Annotated in this window: 15 protein-coding genes; 10 read left to right on the top strand and 5 right to left on the bottom strand. The window is 67.4% G+C overall.

Features of this window, described 5'->3' with window-relative positions:
* Position 1: 1 nt before the first annotated feature.
* The 9 genes from A5713_RS25170 to A5713_RS25130 are packed head-to-tail and all read left to right on the top strand — an operon-like array spanning position 2 to position 9,666.
* Positions 2 to 865: an ABC transporter permease gene (locus A5713_RS25170; protein ID WP_068099016.1), complete on the top strand. Its 864-nt coding sequence runs from the start codon at positions 2 to 4 to the stop codon at positions 863 to 865.
* 11 nt (positions 866 to 876) lie between these two features.
* Positions 877 to 2,457, top strand: coding sequence for an MlaD family protein (locus A5713_RS25165; protein ID WP_068099015.1), 1,581 nt, complete (start codon positions 877 to 879; stop codon positions 2,455 to 2,457).
* The gene (locus A5713_RS25160; protein ID WP_068099014.1) at positions 2,454 to 3,509 is read left to right on the top strand and encodes an MlaD family protein; all 1,056 of its coding nucleotides are present in this window, start codon (positions 2,454 to 2,456) and stop codon (positions 3,507 to 3,509) included. Before A5713_RS25165 ends, A5713_RS25160 begins: the two co-directional genes overlap by 4 nt.
* The gene (locus A5713_RS25155) at positions 3,502 to 4,557 is read left to right on the top strand and encodes an MlaD family protein (protein ID WP_068099013.1); all 1,056 of its coding nucleotides are present in this window, start codon (positions 3,502 to 3,504) and stop codon (positions 4,555 to 4,557) included. The genes A5713_RS25160 and A5713_RS25155 overlap by 8 nt, the downstream gene beginning before the upstream one ends.
* Complete coding sequence (locus A5713_RS25150; RefSeq protein ID WP_068099012.1) at positions 4,554 to 5,669, top strand: MCE family protein; 1,116 nt, start codon at positions 4,554 to 4,556, stop codon at positions 5,667 to 5,669. The genes A5713_RS25155 and A5713_RS25150 overlap by 4 nt, the downstream gene beginning before the upstream one ends.
* The gene (locus A5713_RS25145; RefSeq protein WP_068099011.1) at positions 5,666 to 6,925 is read left to right on the top strand and encodes an MlaD family protein; all 1,260 of its coding nucleotides are present in this window, start codon (positions 5,666 to 5,668) and stop codon (positions 6,923 to 6,925) included. Before A5713_RS25150 ends, A5713_RS25145 begins: the two co-directional genes overlap by 4 nt.
* A complete protein-coding gene (locus A5713_RS25140) occupies positions 6,922 to 8,181 on the top strand; it encodes an MlaD family protein (protein ID WP_068099010.1) in 1,260 nt (419 codons plus the stop codon). Before A5713_RS25145 ends, A5713_RS25140 begins: the two co-directional genes overlap by 4 nt.
* Before the next feature lie 31 nt (positions 8,182 to 8,212).
* Positions 8,213 to 8,908: a tetratricopeptide repeat protein gene (locus A5713_RS25135; RefSeq protein WP_068099009.1), complete on the top strand. Its 696-nt coding sequence runs from the start codon at positions 8,213 to 8,215 to the stop codon at positions 8,906 to 8,908.
* Positions 8,905 to 9,666 carry a mannan-binding family protein gene (locus A5713_RS25130; protein ID WP_082973152.1) on the top strand — a complete coding sequence of 254 codons (762 nt, stop codon included), beginning with the start codon at positions 8,905 to 8,907 and terminating at the stop codon, positions 9,664 to 9,666. The genes A5713_RS25135 and A5713_RS25130 overlap by 4 nt, the downstream gene beginning before the upstream one ends.
* Positions 9,667 to 9,765: 99 nt before the next feature.
* Here the strand turns inward: A5713_RS25130 and metH are convergent, their stop codons facing one another.
* Positions 9,766 to 13,575, bottom strand: a complete 3,810-nt coding sequence (gene metH / locus A5713_RS25125) for a methionine synthase (protein WP_068099008.1) — start codon at positions 13,573 to 13,575, stop codon at positions 9,766 to 9,768.
* 382 nt (positions 13,576 to 13,957) lie between these two features.
* On the opposite strand from metH, the gene A5713_RS25120 reads away from it, so the two are divergent.
* Positions 13,958 to 14,848 carry a PAC2 family protein gene (locus tag A5713_RS25120; protein WP_197509260.1) on the top strand — a complete coding sequence of 297 codons (891 nt, stop codon included), beginning with the start codon at positions 13,958 to 13,960 and terminating at the stop codon, positions 14,846 to 14,848.
* On the opposite strand, the gene A5713_RS25115 is transcribed toward A5713_RS25120, so the two are convergent.
* From A5713_RS25115 to A5713_RS25100, 4 genes are all read right to left on the bottom strand, one after another.
* Positions 14,845 to 15,726, bottom strand: a complete 882-nt coding sequence (locus A5713_RS25115) for an SDR family oxidoreductase (protein ID WP_068099005.1) — start codon at positions 15,724 to 15,726, stop codon at positions 14,845 to 14,847. The genes A5713_RS25120 and A5713_RS25115 overlap by 4 nt on opposite strands.
* A gap of 34 nt (positions 15,727 to 15,760) precedes the next feature.
* On the bottom strand, positions 15,761 to 16,996 hold the full coding sequence (gene mshC / locus A5713_RS25110; protein ID WP_068099004.1) for a cysteine--1-D-myo-inosityl 2-amino-2-deoxy-alpha-D-glucopyranoside ligase: 1,236 nt from the start codon (positions 16,994 to 16,996) through the stop codon (positions 15,761 to 15,763).
* Between the two features lie 24 nt (positions 16,997 to 17,020).
* Positions 17,021 to 17,821 (bottom strand): 3'(2'),5'-bisphosphate nucleotidase CysQ, encoded by an 801-nt coding sequence (locus A5713_RS25105; protein WP_068099003.1) that lies wholly within the window; start codon positions 17,819 to 17,821, stop codon positions 17,021 to 17,023.
* Between the two features lie 172 nt (positions 17,822 to 17,993).
* Positions 17,994 to 18,501: SCO1664 family protein (locus A5713_RS25100; protein WP_156752024.1), on the bottom strand; the 508-nt coding region annotated here is incomplete at its 5' end.

The raw sequence follows: 18,501 nt of genomic DNA, 5'->3' as shown, positions 1-18,501 counted from the left end.
CGTGACCGCCTCCGCGTATCAGCCGTTCGCACCGATTTCGGTCCCGCTCGTCCGGCTCTACCGGCGGGGGAAGGTACCGGTCATCCGGCTCGGCCATCTGCTGGTCTTCTTCGTGCGCGCGCTGGTCGCCGTCCCGCTCGCGCTGCGCCAGTACCGCGGCGAGTTCTTGCGGCTGTTGTCGAACATCACCTGGGGCAACGGCTCGATCGTGGTGGGCGGCGGCACCGCCGGTGTGGCCGTGGTGCTCGGCATGACGGTCGGTGCGCTGGTCGGCATCGAGGGCTACAACTTCCTGGATCTGCTCGGCCTCGGGCCCGCGACCGGATTCGTGTCCTCGTTGGTCAATACCCGCGAGCTGGCGCCCTTGATGGCCTCGCTGGCCTTCGCCATGCAAGGTGGCTGCCGCTTCACCGCCCAGCTGGGATCCATGCGCATCGCCGAGGAGATCGATGCCATGGAATCGATTGCGATCCGCCCGATCCCCTACCTGGTGACCACCCGGTTGATCGCTTCGGTGGTGGCGATCGTCCCGCTGTACGCCGCCTGCCTGGCGATCGGCTACCTGAGCACACAAGTGGTGGTGGGAATCAGCAGTGGCGGTTCGACCGGTTCCTACCTTCACTACTTCACGCTGATGCTGGCCGGGCAGGACATCGTCTACTCGTTGATCAAGGCCGTCATCTTCGTCTGGATCGCGTCCACGATCCAGTGCTACTACGGCTACTACGCGGGCGGCGGCCCCGAGGGCGTCGGCGTCGCCGCGGGACACGGCATGCGGGCCAGCATCACCGTCGTGATCATCGTGAACATGCTGCTCACCATGGCGCTGTGGGGCGTGGACTCGGGCGCGAGATTCGGCGGCTAGGTCGGTGGAACATGCCCAATTCCTTTGAGCTGGACGGTCGCGGCCCGTCCGACCGGCAGCTGTTCGGCATAGGCATCGCGGTCCTGGTGGTCAGCGCCCTGGTCACCACCGCGATGCTGGTCAAATCGACGGGCCGGCTCAACGATTACGTGCGGGTGGTCGCGGATCTGGTGAACGTCGGCGACGGACTTCCGCAGAAGTCCGACGTCAAGTACCACGGCGTCCTCGTCGGCATGGTCGATGGCGTGGTCCCCGCGGCGCACGGCAAACCCAACTACGTCCACATCGACTTGAAACATGAATACGCTGAATCGATTCCGGCCACCGTGACCGCGCGCGTGGTGCCCAGCAACGTGTTCGCCGTGTCGTCGGTGCAGTTGGTGGGCTCCCCAAACCAGCAGGGCCCGGGCGAGAAGATCCGCGACGGCGCGCACATCCCGGAGGACAACCGGCTTCCGACCGTTCTCTTCCAGACGACCGTCAGCAAGTTGCGCGACGTGCTCGCCGCGGCGGGGCGCGGACGCGACGACAGGTCCGTGGGGATCCTGGCCGCGCTCGGTGCCGCCACCGACCACCGCCGCGTCAGCCTGCTCAACGCCGGCGCACAACTGAATCGCCTTCTCGACCAGCTCAATTCGATTGTCAGCACCGACACCGGCCCCTCGACGGTGTCCGCGCTGCTGGATGCGACGCGTGGTCTCGCGCAGACGGCCCCCGACCTTCTCGACGCACTGCACCGGGCCGTCGAGCCGATGCAAACCTTCGCCGAGACCCGTGGCCAGCTGGCCTCGCTGCTCTCGGGCGCCGACTACACGGTCGGCACGACGCGGCAATCGTTCGGCAATCACATCGACCAACTCATCCAGATCACCACCGATTTCACGCCGGTCATCGGCGTGCTGGCGCAGAAGTCGAACAACTTCGTGCCCGCCGTCGTCAAATTGGACAACCTGGCCAACCAGTTCATGGAGCAGGTCTGGAACCCCCGGACCAATCTCGGCAACATGCGCGCGATGCTGACCTTCACGCCCAGCTCCACCTACACACGTGCCGACTGTCCTCATTACGGGGAGTTGAAGGGGCCCAGCTGCTTCACCGCGCCGCTGATTCCGGTGCGGCCCGATCTGCCCGACGTGCTGCTGCCGCAGAATTATCAGCCGCCCAAGGATCTCGCGCCGCCCCCGGGAACCGTGATCGGCCCGGACGGCAACCTGGTGGCCGTGGGGCCACCGCTGATCAACCCGAACCCCAACCTGTCCGACCCCAATCCCCCGCTGCCCGCCGGGATCACGCCGTCACCGCCCGTCCCCGGCAGCGCGAACCCCGACAACCCCTCACCCGGCGCGCCGGCGACACCGCAACCACACGAACCGTGGGTCGCGCCGGTGGCCCCCAAGGCGCCATGGATCCCCCAGGCCTCTTTCGGGGGGAACGTGGGCCCCGTTGGGAGCCAGTACGAACGAAACGTGTTGGGCGTGATCACCGGCGCGCCCGCGACCGAAGCCACCGAGCTGCTGCTGGGTCCGGTCGCCCGCGGCACGACGGTGTCACTGGCGCGCCCACCGGCTCAGCCCCCCGGGGAGGCGAAGTGAGGTTCCGCGGCCCACTCGTTGCCCTGACGCTGTTCATGGTCGTCTCCTTGACGCTGACGTGGCTGGTGTATGTGAGCCTGCGCCGCGACGTCGCCGGCAACACCGCCAGGTATTCGGCCGTGTTCAGCGACGTCTACGGGCTTCGCGAAGGCGACGACGTCCGGATGGCCGGGGTGCGGGTGGGTCGAGTCGAAAAGATCGAGCTCGAGGGCAACCTCGCGAAGGTCTCGTTCGTGGTGCAGCAAGAGCAGCGGTTGTTCGGGAACACCGAGGCGTCGGTCACCTACCAGAACATCGTCGGCCAGCGTTACCTCGGACTGTCTCTGGGCAAGCAGGGCGGTCGGGAGCTGCTCCCGCCGGGCAGCACCATCCCACTGGAACGCACCGAACCCTCCTTCGACGTGACCACGCTGCTCAACGGCTACGAACCGTTGTTCAGCCTGCTGAACCCCCACGACGCGGACAACCTCACCAAGGGCATCATCGCCTCGCTGCAGGGCGACACGTCGTCACTGGCCACGCTGGTCGGCCAGACCTCCACCCTCACAGAGACATTCGCGGGCAGGGATCAGGCGCTCGGCAATGTGATCACCAACCTCGACAAGGTGATGGGCAACCTGGCCCGGCAGAACGACGATCTCGACGGAGTCATCACCCAGACCCGCAGCATCGTCGGCGAGCTCGACGCGCGGCGCCCGGACCTGGTCGCCTCGGTGGGTTCGCTCGCGCGGGTGACCGGCCGGCTCTCGACGTCGGCGGCGGACGTGTACCCGGCACTGCGCGAATTCATCGACCGCCAGCCCGGTGTCACCAAGCACATCATGGACGTCGAACCGCAGGTGGCATTCTTCGGCGACAACATTCCGCTGCTGCTCAAAGGGCTGACCCGGGTCGGCAACCAGGGCGCCTACGGCAACGCCTACGTGTGCGACGTGAACTTCATGGGGTTCTTCCCCGGGCTCAACGACGTCGTACCGATCATCGTCAACGCCGCCACACCGGGCAACAAGGCCTGGCACACCCCGAGGTGCAGGAGCACGGCCGATGGCTGAAACGTCCGTCCGGCTTCGACTTTCGGGGATGAGAAAGCGTCCGCTGGAGAGCTACAACAAGACGTGGCTCGGGTTCATCGCCGTCGCGGTGGTCGCGGTCCTCATCGGGGTCATGCTGCTCGTGCACGCGCTCGGCGCCGGATACCGGCACTACACCGCGGAATTCCTGCAGGCGGCCTCGCTGCGGGCGGGCAACCCGATCGTGGTCGCGGGCATCCCGGTGGGCAACGTCACCAGCATGAAACTCGTCGGAGACCACGTCGAGGCGGGCCTGAAGATCCGGGACAACATCGCGCTGGGCAAGGATTCCCGGGCCCAGATCAAGGTCACCACCATCCTGGGTTCGCGCTACCTGGCGCTGGAACCCAGCGGCCCTGCGCACCTGCCCGACAACACCTTCGACCTGGCGCACACCGAGGTGCCCTACGACCTGCAAGCCGCGTTGCAGGACGCCACCACCACGTTCGAGCAGGTCGACTCCGACCGGTTCGCCCAGTCGCTCGCGGTGCTCGGCAAGCAACTCGAGGGCCTGCCCGCCGTTGTGCCCCAGGCCATTTCGAATATCAACACCCTCTCGTCGATCATCGCCGTGCGGCGCGACCAACTGGGACAGCTGCTGCGCAGCACCGAGCAGGTGACCAACACGCTGCGGCGCCAGCAGGCCGGCATCGGCAACCTGGTCGACCAGGGCCAGGACCTGCTGGGCCAATTCGTCGCGCGGCGCGCCGTTTTCCACGCGATGATGCAATCGCTCTCGAGCCTGATCGACACGATGAGCCAGGTCGTGGTCAACGACCGGTCGGGGCTGGACGCATTGATCAAGGACATGCGCGACTTCACCAATTTGATGGCTCAACACGACGACCTGCTGCACAGCATGCTGCAAACCAGCCCGATCTTCTTCCGCGAGGCCGCCAACCTCACGGGTGACGGCAACGCGATCAACTTCAACGCCCCCAACGTTCCGTTGATCGACTCGTGGATGTGCGCGATCAGTGGCCGTGCCAAGCAGTTCGGCATGATCGAGTACTTCAAGGACTGCAAGTGAGGGGGCTCGGCGCCAAGGCGCTGGCCCTCGTCGCCGCGGTCGCGGTTCTCGCCGCGGCGGTCGGAATCGGTTGGTGGTACCTGAGTTCCGATGAGGATACGATCGCCGTGACCGCCCAATTCGACAGTGCCTCCGGCCTTTACGAGGGCAACGCGGTGGCGGTGCTGGGCATGCCGGTCGGCAAGGTCACCAAGATCAACGCCAAGGGCGGCTATGTCGAAGTCGAGTTCACCGTCGACCGCCACGTCAAGGTTCCCGCCACGGTGCAGGCCGTCACGGTGTCGACCTCCATCCTCACCGACCGGCAGATCGAACTCACGCCGCCCTACCGCGGTGGGCCGACTCTGCAGAACCACGACACCATCGGCTTGCCGCGGACCAAGACGCCCGTCGAATTCAGCAGTGTCCTCAACGTTTTGGACAAGGTGACCAAGTCGCTCGAGGGGGACGGCCACGGCGGCGGCCCGATCGCCGACGTGCTGAATGGCGGCGCCGAAGTGGTCAACGGTAACGGCGAAAAGATCAAGGCGGCGCTGGGCGAGCTGTCCAAGGCGCTGCGCCTGTCCAGTGACCGCGGCGCGACGACCCGCGAGCAGATCACCACGATCGTCAGAAACATCAGCACCCTGTTCGACGCCGTCACCGCCAATGACGCCAAGTTGCGCGAATTCGCCTCGACCATCCACCAGGTCAGCCAGATAATGGCCGACGAGGACATCGGCAACGGCAGCACCGGACGCAGACTCGACCAGCTGATCCAACGGGCGGGTGACCTGCTCGACGCCAACCGCGACAACATCAAGCAGGCCGCGCTGAGCGGCAACACCACCCTGAAGATGGTGACCGACCAGCGGCGCGACCTCGCCGAGCTCCTGGACCTGGCGCCGCTGGTGGCCGACAACGCCTACAACATGATCGATCGGGCGAACGGCAGCGTGCGGGCTCGCTTCCTCACCGATCGGTTGCTCTTCGACAGCCAGTACACCAAAGAGATCTGCAACCTGATGGGGCTTCGTCAGCTGGGCTGCAGCACGGGGACCATCCAGGACTTCGGCCCCGACTTCGGGTTGACCTATGTGCTCGACGGCATGGCCGCGATGGGGCAGAAATGAGGAGCGCGGGCGCGCGCGGCGTGCTGGCGGCCATGGCCGCGGCGATGGTGACCGCGGGATGCGCCACGAACGGGCTTGCCAGCCTGCCCCTTCCGGCGCCGGGGCTGGGTTCGGGAGGCTATTCGCTGAACGCGGTTTTCTCCAACGCGCTCAACCTGCCGATGAACGCCAAGGTGAAGCTCGGCGGCGCCGACGTCGGGCAGCTCGAATCGATGGTCGCGCGCAACTACACCGCGGTGACGCGGCTGCGTATCCGGGACGGGGTGCAACTGCCCCGGGGCAGCACGGCCGAATTGCGCACCGCGACACCGCTGGGCGACGTGTTCGTCGCGCTGAAGCCGCCGGCCCCAGGCGAACCCCCAGGCGAAGCGGACGGCCCCCTGTTGAAGGACGGCGACACCATCGGCCTGGATTCCACGGCCGCCGCCGCAACCGTCGAGTCGGTGCTGAGTTCGGCGGCGATTCTGGTGAACGGCGGGGCGGTACGCAATTTCACCAACATCATCAACGGCTTCGGCAAGGCCACCGGCGACCAGGGCCAGGCGTTCGGCGACATGATCCGCAAGTCCAACGAGCTGCTCGGCAGGCTGGATTCCCGGTCCGATCAGATCTCGGCCGCATTGACCCAATTGTCGCAGCTGGCCGACCAACTCGACGCCAAGAACCAGACCATCACCGACCTGATGGTCGCGGCCGGCCCCGCCACCTCGGCCCTGGCCGACAACACCACCCAGCTCTCCGACCTGGCGGTGCAGGTGGGCGACACCTCCAGGTTGCTGGCCAGGTTCCCGTCGATCGGCGGGACCGACACCAGCGGCCGCAGCATCATCCGCGATCTGAACACCGTCGCCGGGGCCGCCAACGACGTCGCGATGAGCCCGGACACCAGCTGGCTGTCGATAAACCGGCTGATCCCCGCGTTGGTCAAATCGACTGCGGGGAACTCGATCTCGGTGAACGTGGGTGTGGACAAGATCATGCTCGGATCGCTGCCCGACATCGGGTTCCCCGGCGACATCGGGCTGCACGGACCCCACCACTACAACGTCAACCTGCTCGTCGGCACCCTCAAGTACACGCTGTGGCGGCTGCAGGAACGCGTGGTCGGGCGGGGCCCGAACTCACCGCAGGTTCCCGTCATCCCGGACCCGACTATCCCGGGCCAGATCGATGTCGCGCCGGGTCCGCCGCCGGAGCCCGCGCCGGGACCGCAACCGGGGCCACAACCGGGACCACAACCGGGGCCACAACCGTGATCCGCGTCATCGACAACGTCGCGAATTTCGTTGTCCGCGTGGTCCGCACCGGCCACCGGCAACAGGTCTGGCTGTCGGTGGCCGGACTGGCGCTCATCCTGGTCGTTGCAACCGCCTACTTGCTTGTCGGTGCGTTGCGGGTGAAGCCGTTCGCCTCGTCCTACCGGGTCACCGTGCAATTGCCGGATTCCGGTGGCCTGCTGCCCAATCAGGATGTCGCCCTGCGCGGAGTGCGCATAGGCCGGGTGGAGTCGCTGCAGATCACCGACACCGGGGTGAACGCCGTCGCCAGCATCACGTCGAAGGTGCGGATCCCGGCGAGCAGCGTCGTGCACGTGTCGGCGCTGTCGCCCGCGGGTGAGCAGTACATCAATTTCGAGGCCGCCTCCGACGCCGGGCCGTACCTGCACGACGGCAGCCTCATCACCTCGGACCGCACGACCGCCCCGGTCAGCCTGGCGCAGTTGCTCGGCGACGCCGACGGGCTGCTGGCGCAGGTCGATCCCCACAAGATCGAGTTGATCAAGAAGGAATTGAGCCTGAGCAAGGAGGGGCCCGCGAAGCTGACCGCGATCGTCGACGGCGGCACGTTCCTGCTCTCGACGCTGGATTCGGTGCTGCCGCAGACCACCAGCATCATCAAGACCAGCCGGGTGGTGCTCACCTTGGCAAGCGACAAGAACGCCGGGTTGGGCTCTGCGGCAACCGAACTCAACAAGACGCTGACCGGTGTGGCCAGGATGCAGGCCGGCTATCGCCGTCTGACCGGGCAGACGCCGCGCACACTATCGGCAGTCGACAATCTGTTCGCCGACAATTCGGACACGATGGTGCAGTTGCTGGGCAGCATGGCCACCATGTCGCAGCTGCTCTATCTACGGGTCCCCGCGCTCAACGCGCTGTTCCCCGACTACCGCGGGTCGGTACTGGACGCGGTGACGAGCGCCTTTCACGACGGCGGTGTCTGGGCGACGGCCGACCTCTACCCCCGCTACGTGTGCGACTACGGGACACCCGCGCACGCCTCGTCCGCCGCCGACTATTACGAGCCGTTCATGTACACGTACTGCCGCGACGACGACCCCGCCGTCTCGATCCGCGGCGCCAAGAACGCGCCGCGGCCGGGCGGCGACGACACCGCCGGCCCGCCACCGGGGGCGGACCTGGGCCAGCGCACCGATCCGACCCCGCGGGGCCGCTACACCATTCCCACCCCCTACGGCGGCCCGGCACTGCCGATCGAGCCGCCGCACTGAGCCGTAGACCAGCCGACCCGAACCCTAGGAGATGACCGTGATCGTGACCACCGAGAAGAACCCGAAGGCCAAGGCGCATGCCGAAGCCGCGCCGGACGCCGAAACACCGGACAACGCAATCGAAGACGTCGCAATCGAAGACGTCGCAATCGAAGACGTGGACGAGGTGCGCGCCGACGAATCAACCGACGAAGACGAGGGTGCGCTGCTCAAACGCAAGCCCCCTGTGGCCGAGCGCCGCAGGCAACCTTGGAAGCACTATCTGCGCCGCAGCGTGCTGCCGGCGCTTCTCGTTGCAGCACTTGCCGTCTCGGGATTCCTCGGCTGGCGGCTCTGGCAGGAGCATCAGGTCAGATTGGCCGGCGATCAGGCCCAACAGGCGGCGATCGCCTATGCGCAGGTGCTGACGAGCATCGACTCCAACAAGGTCGACGACAACTTCAGGCAGGTGCTCGACGGCGCGACGGGCGAGTTCAAGGACATGTACACCCAGTCCAGCGTCAAGCTTCGCCAGCTGCTGATCGACAACAAGGCGACCGCGCACGGCGTGGTGGTGGACTCGGCGATCCAGTCCGAATCCACGAACAAGGTCGTCGTGCTGGTCTTCATCGACCAGACCGTCACCAACACGGCCGCTCCCGACCCGCGCATCGACCGCAGCAGGATCAAGATGACGATGGAGAAGGTCGACGGTCGCTGGCGGGCAAGCAAGGTCCAGCTACTGTGATGCGACGAATGCTCGCGGCATCGGTAATGATTGCCGCTGCAACGCTTCCCGGCACCGCGCACGCGTCCGCGCCGTCCTTCTGTGGCGAGCTCGGCGGCGACTGGGACGGCCAGTACTGCCACACCTCCGTGACGTCGGAGCGCAAGGCCGTCCGGGACATCAAGGTCGCCGTGCCCGACGACCTGGTCGACAATCCGACCACGGGCCCGGTGATCCGGGACTACCTGCGCACCCTGGTCAACAATTGGAAAACGGCCAACGGCGCCATGGCCGCCGACAGCTACGGCGAGGAGAACTTCGAGGTGTTCCGCCACGGCAACCTGCTCAGCGCGGTGTTCCACGAGGACTACCACGCCGACGGACCGAAGCCCAACAACGCCTACCGGACCTTCACCTTCGACATGGCCAGCGGCCGGCGGGTGCAGCTGGCGGACCTGACGACGTCAAACCCGCTGACCGCCATTCCCCCACTGGCGCAACCGTTCATCGAAACGGCGCTCAACCAAGCGCCACCGCCACACGACCCGGGGACCTACCCCTTCACGGTCGACCGCTGGACTCCGGACAAGGTCTACTCCGGGGCGTACAAGGCGTGGGCGGTGACGCCCGACGAGCTGATCCTGTACATGCCCGACTACCCGGTGGGCCACGACGAGCCGCTCAACTTCACGCCGGGTGTCATGCAATGGTTCATGGACGGCGGCACGGTGCAAGCGCACATCCCGCTGTCCGCCCTGGCGCCCGTGCTGCGGATCTAGCCTCTAGCCCCGCACCAGGCGCGCGAGCGACCGCAAACTGCCACGCGGGACGGCGTGTCGTCGTGCAAACACGGTCGCTCGCGGTCACTGGGTGGGCAATCAATCCTCGGGGTTGTAGCCGAGGTTCGGGGCGAGCCAGCGCTCGGCTTCCTGCAGAGTCCAGCCCTTGCGCCTCGCGTAGTCGGCGACCTGGTCCTGGGCCATCCGGCCGATCACGAAGTACTGCGACTGCGGGTGCGAAAAATACCAGCCGCTGACGGCAGCGCCGGGCCACATCGCCATCGACTCGGTCAACTCGATGCCGGTCCGCTCCTTGACGTCCATCAACTTCCAGAGCGTCACCTTCTCGGTGTGATCCGGGCAGGCGGGGTAGCCGGGGGCCGGGCGGACTCCCACGTACTTCTCATCGATGAGCGCCTCGTTGTCCAACTGCTCGTCGGGCTGGAATCCCCAGAACTCCTTGCGGACCCGTTGGTGCATCCGTTCGGCGAAGGCCTCTGCCAGCCGGTCGGCGATCGACTCCAGCAGGATCGCGCTGTAGTCGTCCAGGGCCGCCTTGAACTCCGCGATCTTCTCCTGGCTGCCGAGCCCCGCGGTGACCGCGAAGGCGCCGACGTAGTCGGCCAGACCGGTGGCCTTGGGCGCGATGTAATCGCCCAACGACCGGTTCGGGATGCCGTCACGGTGCTCGCCCTGCTGGCGCAGGTTGTGCAACGTGGTCAGCACCTCGGTACGGGTGTCGTCGGTGTAGAGCTCGATGTCTTCAATCCCCGAGCCGACCGCGTTCGCCGGGAAGAAGCCGATCACCCCGTTGGCGGTCAGCCACTTCTCCTTGATCAGGGTGTCGAGCATCTGCTGCGCGTCGTCGTACAGCTTGCGCGCGGCCTCGCCCGACGCGGGGTTGTTGAGGATGTCCGGGAAGCGACCCTTCATCTCCCAGGCGTTGAAGAACGGCTGCCAGTCGATGTACTCGCGCAGCTCGGCGAGGTCGTAGTCCAGGAACTCCCGCACGCCTTCCCCAACACCAACGCCCTGGGCCGGCGCCGGCGGCGTGTAGCCGTTCCACTCGATCGGCGTCCGGTTCGCGCGGGCCTTCTCCAGCGTCAGCATCGGCCGCTCGTTCTTCTGGGCGTGCCGTTCGCGCAGGGAGGCGTAGTCGGCCTCGGTGGCCTCCAGCAGGGGACCACGCTGCTTGTCGTCGAGCAGCGCGGCGGCGACCGGCACTGAGCGGGAGGCGTCCTTGACCCACACGACCGGGCCGCTACGGCGCGGCGAGATCTTCACGGCCGTGTGGGCGCGCGAGGTGGTGGCGCCGCCGATCAGCAGCGGGATCTGAAGCCCCTCGCGTTCCATCTCGACGGCGAAGTTGGCCATCTCGTCCAGGGACGGGGTGATCAGTCCGGACAGGCCGATGATGTCGGCGTCGTGCTCCCTGGCAGCGTCCAGGATCTTCTGGGCGGGCACCATCACCCCGAGGTCGATCACTTCGAAGTTGTTGCACTGCAGGACAACTCCGACGATGTTCTTGCCGATGTCGTGGACGTCGCCCTTGACGGTCGCCATGATGATCGTGCCGTTGGTGTCCTTCGCCGCTGCCCCAGTTTGGGAGGTGCCGTTCTGCTCCTTCTCCTCCTCGATGAACGGCAGCAGGTATGCGACGGCCTTCTTCATCACCCGGGCCGACTTCACGACCTGGGGCAGGAACATCTTGCCCGAGCCGAAAAGGTCACCGACGACGTTCATGCCGTCCATCAGCGGGCCCTCGATCACCTCGATCGGGCGGCCGCCCGCGGCGGCGATCTCGGCCCGCAACTCCTCGGTGTCGGCGTCGACGTGGGCGTCGATCCCCTTGACCAAGGCGTGCGTGATCCGCTCCCGGACCGGGAGGCTCCGCCACTCGGCCACCGCCGTGTCGCCGGCGTCTTCCTTGCTGTTGAACCTTTCGGCGATCTCCAGGAGGCGTTCGGCCGCGTCCTCGCGACGGTTCAGGACGACGTCCTCGATGCGGTCGCGCAGCTCGGGGTCGATCGAGTCGTAGGGCACCAGCGCGCCGGCGTTGACGATGCCCATGTCCAGGCCGGCCTTGATGGCGTGGTACAGGAACACCGCGTGGATCGCCTCGCGGACGGGATTGTTGCCCCGGAACGAGAATGACACGTTCGAGATGCCACCGGAGATGTGCACCCCTGGGAGGTTCTCCTTGATCCAGGCGCAAGCCTCGATGAAGTCGATCCCGTAGGTCGCGTGCTCCTCGATGCCGGTGGCCAGCGCGAAGCAGTTGGGGTCGAAGATGATGTCCTCGGCCGGGAAGCCGACCTCCTCGGTCAGGATCCGGTAGGCGCGACCGCAGATCTGTTTGCGGCGCTCCAGGTTGTCGGCCTGACCCTGCTCGTCGAAGGCCATCACGACGACGGCGGCGCCGTACTTGCGGCACAGCCGTGCCTCGCGGACGAACTTCTCCTCGCCCTCCTTCAGGGAGATCGAGTTGACGATCGGCTTGCCCTGGGTGTTCTTCAGGCCCGCCTCGATGACCTCGAACTTGGAGGAGTCGATCATCACCGGCACGCGGCTGATGTCCGGCTCGGCCGCGATCAGCTTGGTGAACCGGTCCATCGCGGCGACGCCGTCAATCATGCCCTCGTCCATGTTGATGTCGATGACCTGCGCGCCGACCTCGACCTGCTGCAGGGCCACCGACAGCGCGCTGTCGTAGTCCTCGGCCTTGATCAGGTTGCGGAACCGGGCCGAGCCGGTGATGTTCGTGCGCTCGCCGATGTTGACGAACAGCGAGTCCTCGGTGATGTTGAGCGGCTCGAGCCCCGACAGCCGGGTCGCCACCGGGATCTCCGGCACCTCACGCGGCGGCTTGCCCTCGACCACCTTGGCGATCTCGGCGATGTGCGGCGGCGCGGTTCCGCAGCACCCGCCGACCAGGTTGACCAGGCCGGCCTCGGCGAAGTCGGCGATGTAGCCGGCCTGACGCTCCGGGGTCTCGTCGTACTCGCCGAAGGCGTTGGGCAGCCCGGCGTTGGGGTAGCAGGAGACGAAGGTGTCCGCGATCCGCGACACCTCGGCGATGTAGGGCCTCATCTCCGGCGCGCCCAGGGCGCAGTTGAGGCCGACCGCGATCGGCCTGGCGTGCCTGACCGAGTTCCAGAACGCCTCGGTGACCTGCCCGGACAGCGTCCGCCCGGAGGCGTCGGTGATGGTGCCCGAGATGATCAACGGCCAACGCCGTCCACGCTCCTCGAACAGCGTCTCGACGGCGAACACCGCCGCCTTGGCGTTCAGCGAGTCGAAGATGGTCTCGATGATGAGGAGGTCGACCCCGCCGTCGACCAGGCCGTTGGCGGCTTCGAGGTAGGCGGCCACCAACTGGTCGTAGGAGACGTTGCGGGCCCCGGGATCGTTGACGTCCGGCGAGATCGATGCGGTCCGCGTGGTCGGCCCGATCGCGCCGGCGACGTAGCGGGGCTTGTCCGGGGTGCTGTACCCGTCGGCGGCCTTGCGGGCCAGGGCGGCGCCGGCGTAGTTCAGCTCGTAGGCCAGCTCCTGCATCTCGTAATCGGCGAGCGAGATCGCGTTCGCGTTGAACGTGTTGGTCTCCAGGATGTCGGCACCCGCCTCGAGATACTCGCGGTGGATCCCCTCGATGATCTGCGGCTGAGTCAGGTTGAGCAGGTCGTTGTTGCCCTGGAGAGCGGTCGGCCACTCCGTGAACCGATCCCCGCGGTAGCCGGCCTCGTCAGGCCGGTCACGCTGGATCGCCGTGCCCATCGCGCCGTCGATCACCATGATCCGCCGGCGCAGAGCGGCCTTCAGCTCATCGGTGCAGTCCGGGCGGATGTTCGGCGCGAAGGTCTCTGACTGAGAGGTGTTCGGCGCCGGGGCATTTACGGGGGCGTTCACATACGTTCCTTCCGTTACGGAAGGCGTCCTTGACTCTGCCGAGCGTGGCGGATACCGGCGGGGACCCGTATCCGTTGCAACGCCTCTCGACCAGAAAAGTCTACGTCGTCACCCGAGCGACGTCTGGACGCCCAACTCATCGCCGCGATCGGTGGCGCGATCATCTCGGCGACCATCTCGGCGACGTGGTAGTTACCAAGGTTAACCAGTGTGAAACCGAAGTATTTCGTTCCGACCGCGCCCGTTCCGGTTGTCGACGTCGTCCGGGGTCAGGTCGGCGGTCCCCCACAAGGATAGTCGTCCTATGGAATGCGCCCACTGGTTGACAGGTCCTCGCCAGGCAAGGCCGAACTCCGGCGTCTGAGGCCGTACGCTGATTTCTGTGACCCCGCCCGATGGCCCACCCTTTGGAAAAGGCGCACTGCCCGAACTGCACAACACCATCGTCGTGGCGGCGTTCGAGGGTTGGAACGACGCCGGCGACGCGGCCAGCGACGCGCTCGAGCACCTCGAGGCCATCTGGGAAGCCGATCCGATCCTGGAGATCGACGACGAGGCGTACTACGACTACCAGGTGAATCGCCCGGTCATCCGGCAGGTCGACGGTGTCACCCGGGAGCTGGTGTGGCCGGCCATGCGGATCTCGCACTGCCGGCCACCGGGCAGCGACCGTGACGTGGTGCTGATGCACGGCGTGGAACCCAACATGCGCTGGCGCACCTTCTGCGCCGAGCTGGTCGCCATCGCCGACAAACTCAATGTGGACACCGTGGTCATCCTGGGCGCCCTGCTCGCCGACACGCCCCATACCCGGCCGGTTCCCGTCTCCGGTGCCGCCTACAGCCCCGAGTCGGCGAAACGCTTCGGCCTCGAGGAAAGCCGCTACGAGGGCCCGACCGGCATCGCCGGGGTCTTCCAGGACGCCTGCGTGGCCGCCGGGATCCCGGCGGTGACGTTCTGGGCGGCGGTGCCCCACTACGTGTCGCAGCCGCCGAACCCGAAGGCGACCGTGGCGCTGCTGCGCCGCGTCGAGGATGTGCTCGACATCGAGGTTCCGCTGGGCGACCTGCCGACGGATGCCGAGGAGTGGGAGCAGGCGATCACCGAGATGGCCGCCGAGGACGAGGACCTGGCCGAATACGTGTCGTCGCTGGAACAGCGCGGCGACGCCGAGGTCGACATGAACGATGCCCTGGGCAAGATCGACGGCGACGCGCTGGCGGCGGAATTCGAGCGCTACCTGCGCCGCCGGCGGCCCGGCTTCGGGCGCTAAACCTTCTTGCCCAAGCCCTGGTTGTAGGCGCTGGTGGACCGGCCGAGCGCAGCCACTTGGGCGTCCAGTTGGGGCAGCAGCTTCGCCGTGGGTTTGTGCAGCGGTAGCTCCCCGGCCGGGGTGGACAGCACCGGCTTGATCCAGCGGAAGAAGGCGACCCAGCCCGGGCAGTAAACGCGTTTCCGGCGGCCCTCGATGCCCTTGACGAACGCGTCCGCGCATTTCGCGACGGTGGTGGTCTTGTTCAACGGCCACGGGAAGCTGGCCAGCAGCTTGCCGAAGGCGGGAAGGTCGGCCTCGCTGTCGCGGACCAGCGCGGTGTCGATCCAGGACATGTGCGACGAGCCGACGTCGACGCCGCGATGGGCGACCTCCAGGCGCAACGCGTTAGCGAAGATCTCGACGCCGGCCTTCGACGCGTTGTAGGGCGCGAGGCCCGGACAAGCGGCGTAGGCGGCGAGCGACGAGACGACCAGCACGTAGCCGCGGCTCTCGATCACAGCGGGCAGCGTGGCGCGCACGGTATGGAAGACGCCGAGCACGTTGATGTCCATCACCCGCTTGAACGCCTCCGGGTCGACTCGCAGCACCGACCCGTAACTGGCGATGCCGGCGTTGGCCACCACCACGTCGATGCCGCCGAAGCGTTCGACGGCCCGAGCGGCGGCGGCCTCCATGGCCGGCAGGTCGCGCACGTCGGCGACGGCGGTCAGCACGTGCTCCTCGCCGAGTTCGGCGGCCAGCGCGCTCAGCTCGGCGTCGTTGAGGTCGGTCAGCACGAGCTTGGCACCCTTGTTGCGCAGCCGACGGGCGACCTCGGCGCCGATTCCCCGGGCACCGCCGGTGATGAAAACAACTTTGTCCTGCAGCGACGTCATGGCCGTCAACGTACCGCCTTCACAGCTGGCGTGTTCACAGCTCCACCCCGAGCAGCGCATCGATCGCGGTGGCCACCAGCTTCGGCGCCTCGGTGTCATGACCGCCGTATTCAAGCGCATCGGTGGCCCAACCATCAAGCGCAGCAAGGGCTTTGGGAGTGTTCAGGTCGTCGGCCAGGTACTGGCGGACGCGGGCGATGACGTCGGCGGCGTCCGGGCCCGCGGGCAGCTCGGTGGCCGTGCGCCAACGCCGCAGCCGGGAGTTTGCCTCGTCGAGCACGTCGGAGCTCCAGAACCGGTCCGCGCGGTAGTGCCCCGATAGGAGGCCCAGCCGGATCGCCGCCGGCTCGGCGCCCTGCGCCCGCAACGTCGACACCAGCACCAGGTTCCCCCGGCTCTTGGACATCTTGTGCCCGTCCCAGCCGATCATGCCCGCGTGCACGTAGTGCCGGGCGAATCGTCGCTCGCCCCGGACGCATTCGGCGTGGGCGGCGGTGAACTCGTGATGCGGGAAGATCAGGTCGCTGCCGCCACCCTGGATGTCCAGTCCGCTGCCGATGCGGCTGAGCGCGATCGCGGCGCACTCGACGTGCCAGCCGGGCCGCCCGGCCCCGAACGGCGACGGCCAGCTCGGCTCCCCCGGCCGCGCCGCCCGCCACAGCAACGCGTCCAGCTCGTCGGTCTTGCCGGGCCGGTGCGGATCGCCGCCGCGCTGCTCGAACAGTCGCAGCATGGTTTCGCGGTCGTAGCCGGACTCGTAGCCGAACTGAGGCGTGGCGTCCGCGCGGTAGTACACGTCCGGGTACTCGCCGTCGACGACGTACGCCGCGCCCGAGGCCAGCATCTTCTCGACGAGCTCGATCACCTCGGGGATCGCTTGGGTGGCCGCGACATAGTCGCGTGGCGGCAGGACCCGCAGCGCCGCCATGTCCGCGCGAAAGCGGGCAACCTCGCGATCGCCGAGTTCGCGCCAGTCGACGCCGTCGCGCTCGGCGCGCTCGAACAGCGGATCGTCGACGTCGGTGACGTTCTGCACATAGTGGACGTCGTGGCCGAGGTCCAGCCACTGCCGGTAGACCAGGTCGAAGGTCAGGTAGGTGGCCGCGTGGCCGAGGTGGGTGGAGTCGTACGGCGTGATGCCGCAGACGTACATGGTCGCGGTCGATCCGGCCGCCACCGGGCGCACCTGCCGGTCGGAGGTGTCATACAGCCGAAGCTCGGGGCCACGCCCCGGTAACACCGGAACCGGTGGAAACTCCCACGACTGCATGGCATCGACTCTAAACGCGCGCGGTTAGCGCCACGCGTCGCGGATGGCCGCGAGCAGGATCGGCGCCACCTCGGCGCGGCACATCACGAAGTCGGGCAGGTAGGGGTCGAACTGGTTGTAGCGCATGGGCGAGCCGTCCAGCCGCGACGCGTGCATGCCCGCGGCCATCACCACCCCGGCCGGCGCCGCCGAGTCCCACTCCCACTGGCCACCCGCATGCAGGTAGGCGTCGACGTCGCCGTCGATGATCGCCATCGCCTTGGCGCCTGCCGAACCGATGGCCACGGGCTGGATGGCGAGCGACTGCCGCATCCGGTGCAGCACGAAGGGCGGCCGGGTGGCGCTGACGGCGATCCGGAACGTGTGCGGTATGCCGACGCGCGCGGCGTCGGCGGTCACGGTGTCGGTGCGGTACACCGTGTTCCCGCGGGCCGGCAACGACACCGCCGCGTCGGTGATCTCCCGCCGGCCGTTGGTGGGCTCGCCGGTGGGACGTTGCCACAGCGCGATATGCACCGCCCAGTCGTCGCGGCCCGGCGTGGAGAACTCGCGGGTGCCGTCCAGGGGATCGATGATCCAGACCCGGTCGTGCTTGAGCCGGACCAGGTCGTCGTAGGCCTCCTCGCTGAGCACCGCATCGTCGGGACGCTCGGCGCGCAGCCGCCGTAGGATCAGCTCGTTGGCCAGAGTGTCGCCGGCGTCACCCAGCTCCCACGGATGACCGAAGCCGATCTCGTCGCGCACCTTGAGCAGCAACTCCCCCGCGTCGGCGGCGCGTTCGGCGGCCAGTGCGGCATCGGTCAGCTCGTCCGGGCCCTGGCTCACCGACTCAGTATCTCCGATGCCCGTGCGGGGCTTAAACACGTGGCAGAACACGTGGTGGCTACCGGCAGCGCCCGGCTACGCCGCGCTTGCCATCGCCTCAGAACGCCGGGCGCGAGAACTCCCGGCACTAGAACGCCGGGCACTAGAACGCCGGGCACTAAAAGGCCGGGCACTAAAAGGCCGGCCAGGGAATGGGCCGGTGCCTGTTCGGTCCCGGCATCACCGGATCGTTGAGCAGCGCATGCGCGCGCCTGCGCAGCGCCGCGATCTCCGCCCGCGTGATCAGCTCGGACAACTCGTCGCAAAACGAGTCGTCGAGCGCGTCAACGAGACCGGCCACCGCCTCCAGCATCTTCTTGTCGACCGGCTTGTTGGCCCAGCCCCACAGCACCGTCCGCAGCTTGTTCTCGACGTGCAGGCACACCCCGTGGTCGACGCCGTAGACGTGGCCCTCAATGTCGCGCAGAACGTGGCCCCCCTTGCGGTCGGCGTTGTTGACCAGCACGTCGAACACCGCCATGCGCCGCAGCCGGATGTCGTCGGCGTGCATCAAGACGACCTCGTCGCCGGCGTAGTCGTAGGCGCGCAGCACCGGCAGGTAACCCGGCTGCGGTTTGTCGGCGGGAAACAGGTCGACCAGGTCGGGGCCGGGGCTCGGTTCGGAGCCGGTGGCGTCGCCC

Origin of the sequence: Mycobacterium sp. E2497, from assembly GCF_001668695.1 — a bacterium.
Lineage (GTDB): Bacteria > Actinomycetota > Actinomycetes > Mycobacteriales > Mycobacteriaceae > Mycobacterium.
This window is presented reverse-complemented; position numbering and strand designations above follow the sequence as displayed.

Coding starts and splice junctions, on each gene's coding strand:
- A5713_RS25165 (WP_068099015.1), top strand. CDS start 877: ATGCCCAATTCCTTTGAGCTGGACGGTCGCGGCCCGTCCGACCGGCAG.
- A5713_RS25155 (WP_068099013.1), top strand. CDS start 3,502: ATGGCTGAAACGTCCGTCCGGCTTCGACTTTCGGGGATGAGAAAGCGT.
- A5713_RS25145 (WP_068099011.1), top strand. CDS start 5,666: ATGAGGAGCGCGGGCGCGCGCGGCGTGCTGGCGGCCATGGCCGCGGCG.
- A5713_RS25135 (WP_068099009.1), top strand. CDS start 8,213: ATGACCGTGATCGTGACCACCGAGAAGAACCCGAAGGCCAAGGCGCAT.
- A5713_RS25115 (WP_068099005.1), bottom strand. CDS start 15,726: ATGACGTCGCTGCAGGACAAAGTTGTTTTCATCACCGGCGGTGCCCGG.
- mshC (WP_068099004.1), bottom strand. CDS start 16,996: ATGCAGTCGTGGGAGTTTCCACCGGTTCCGGTGTTACCGGGGCGTGGC.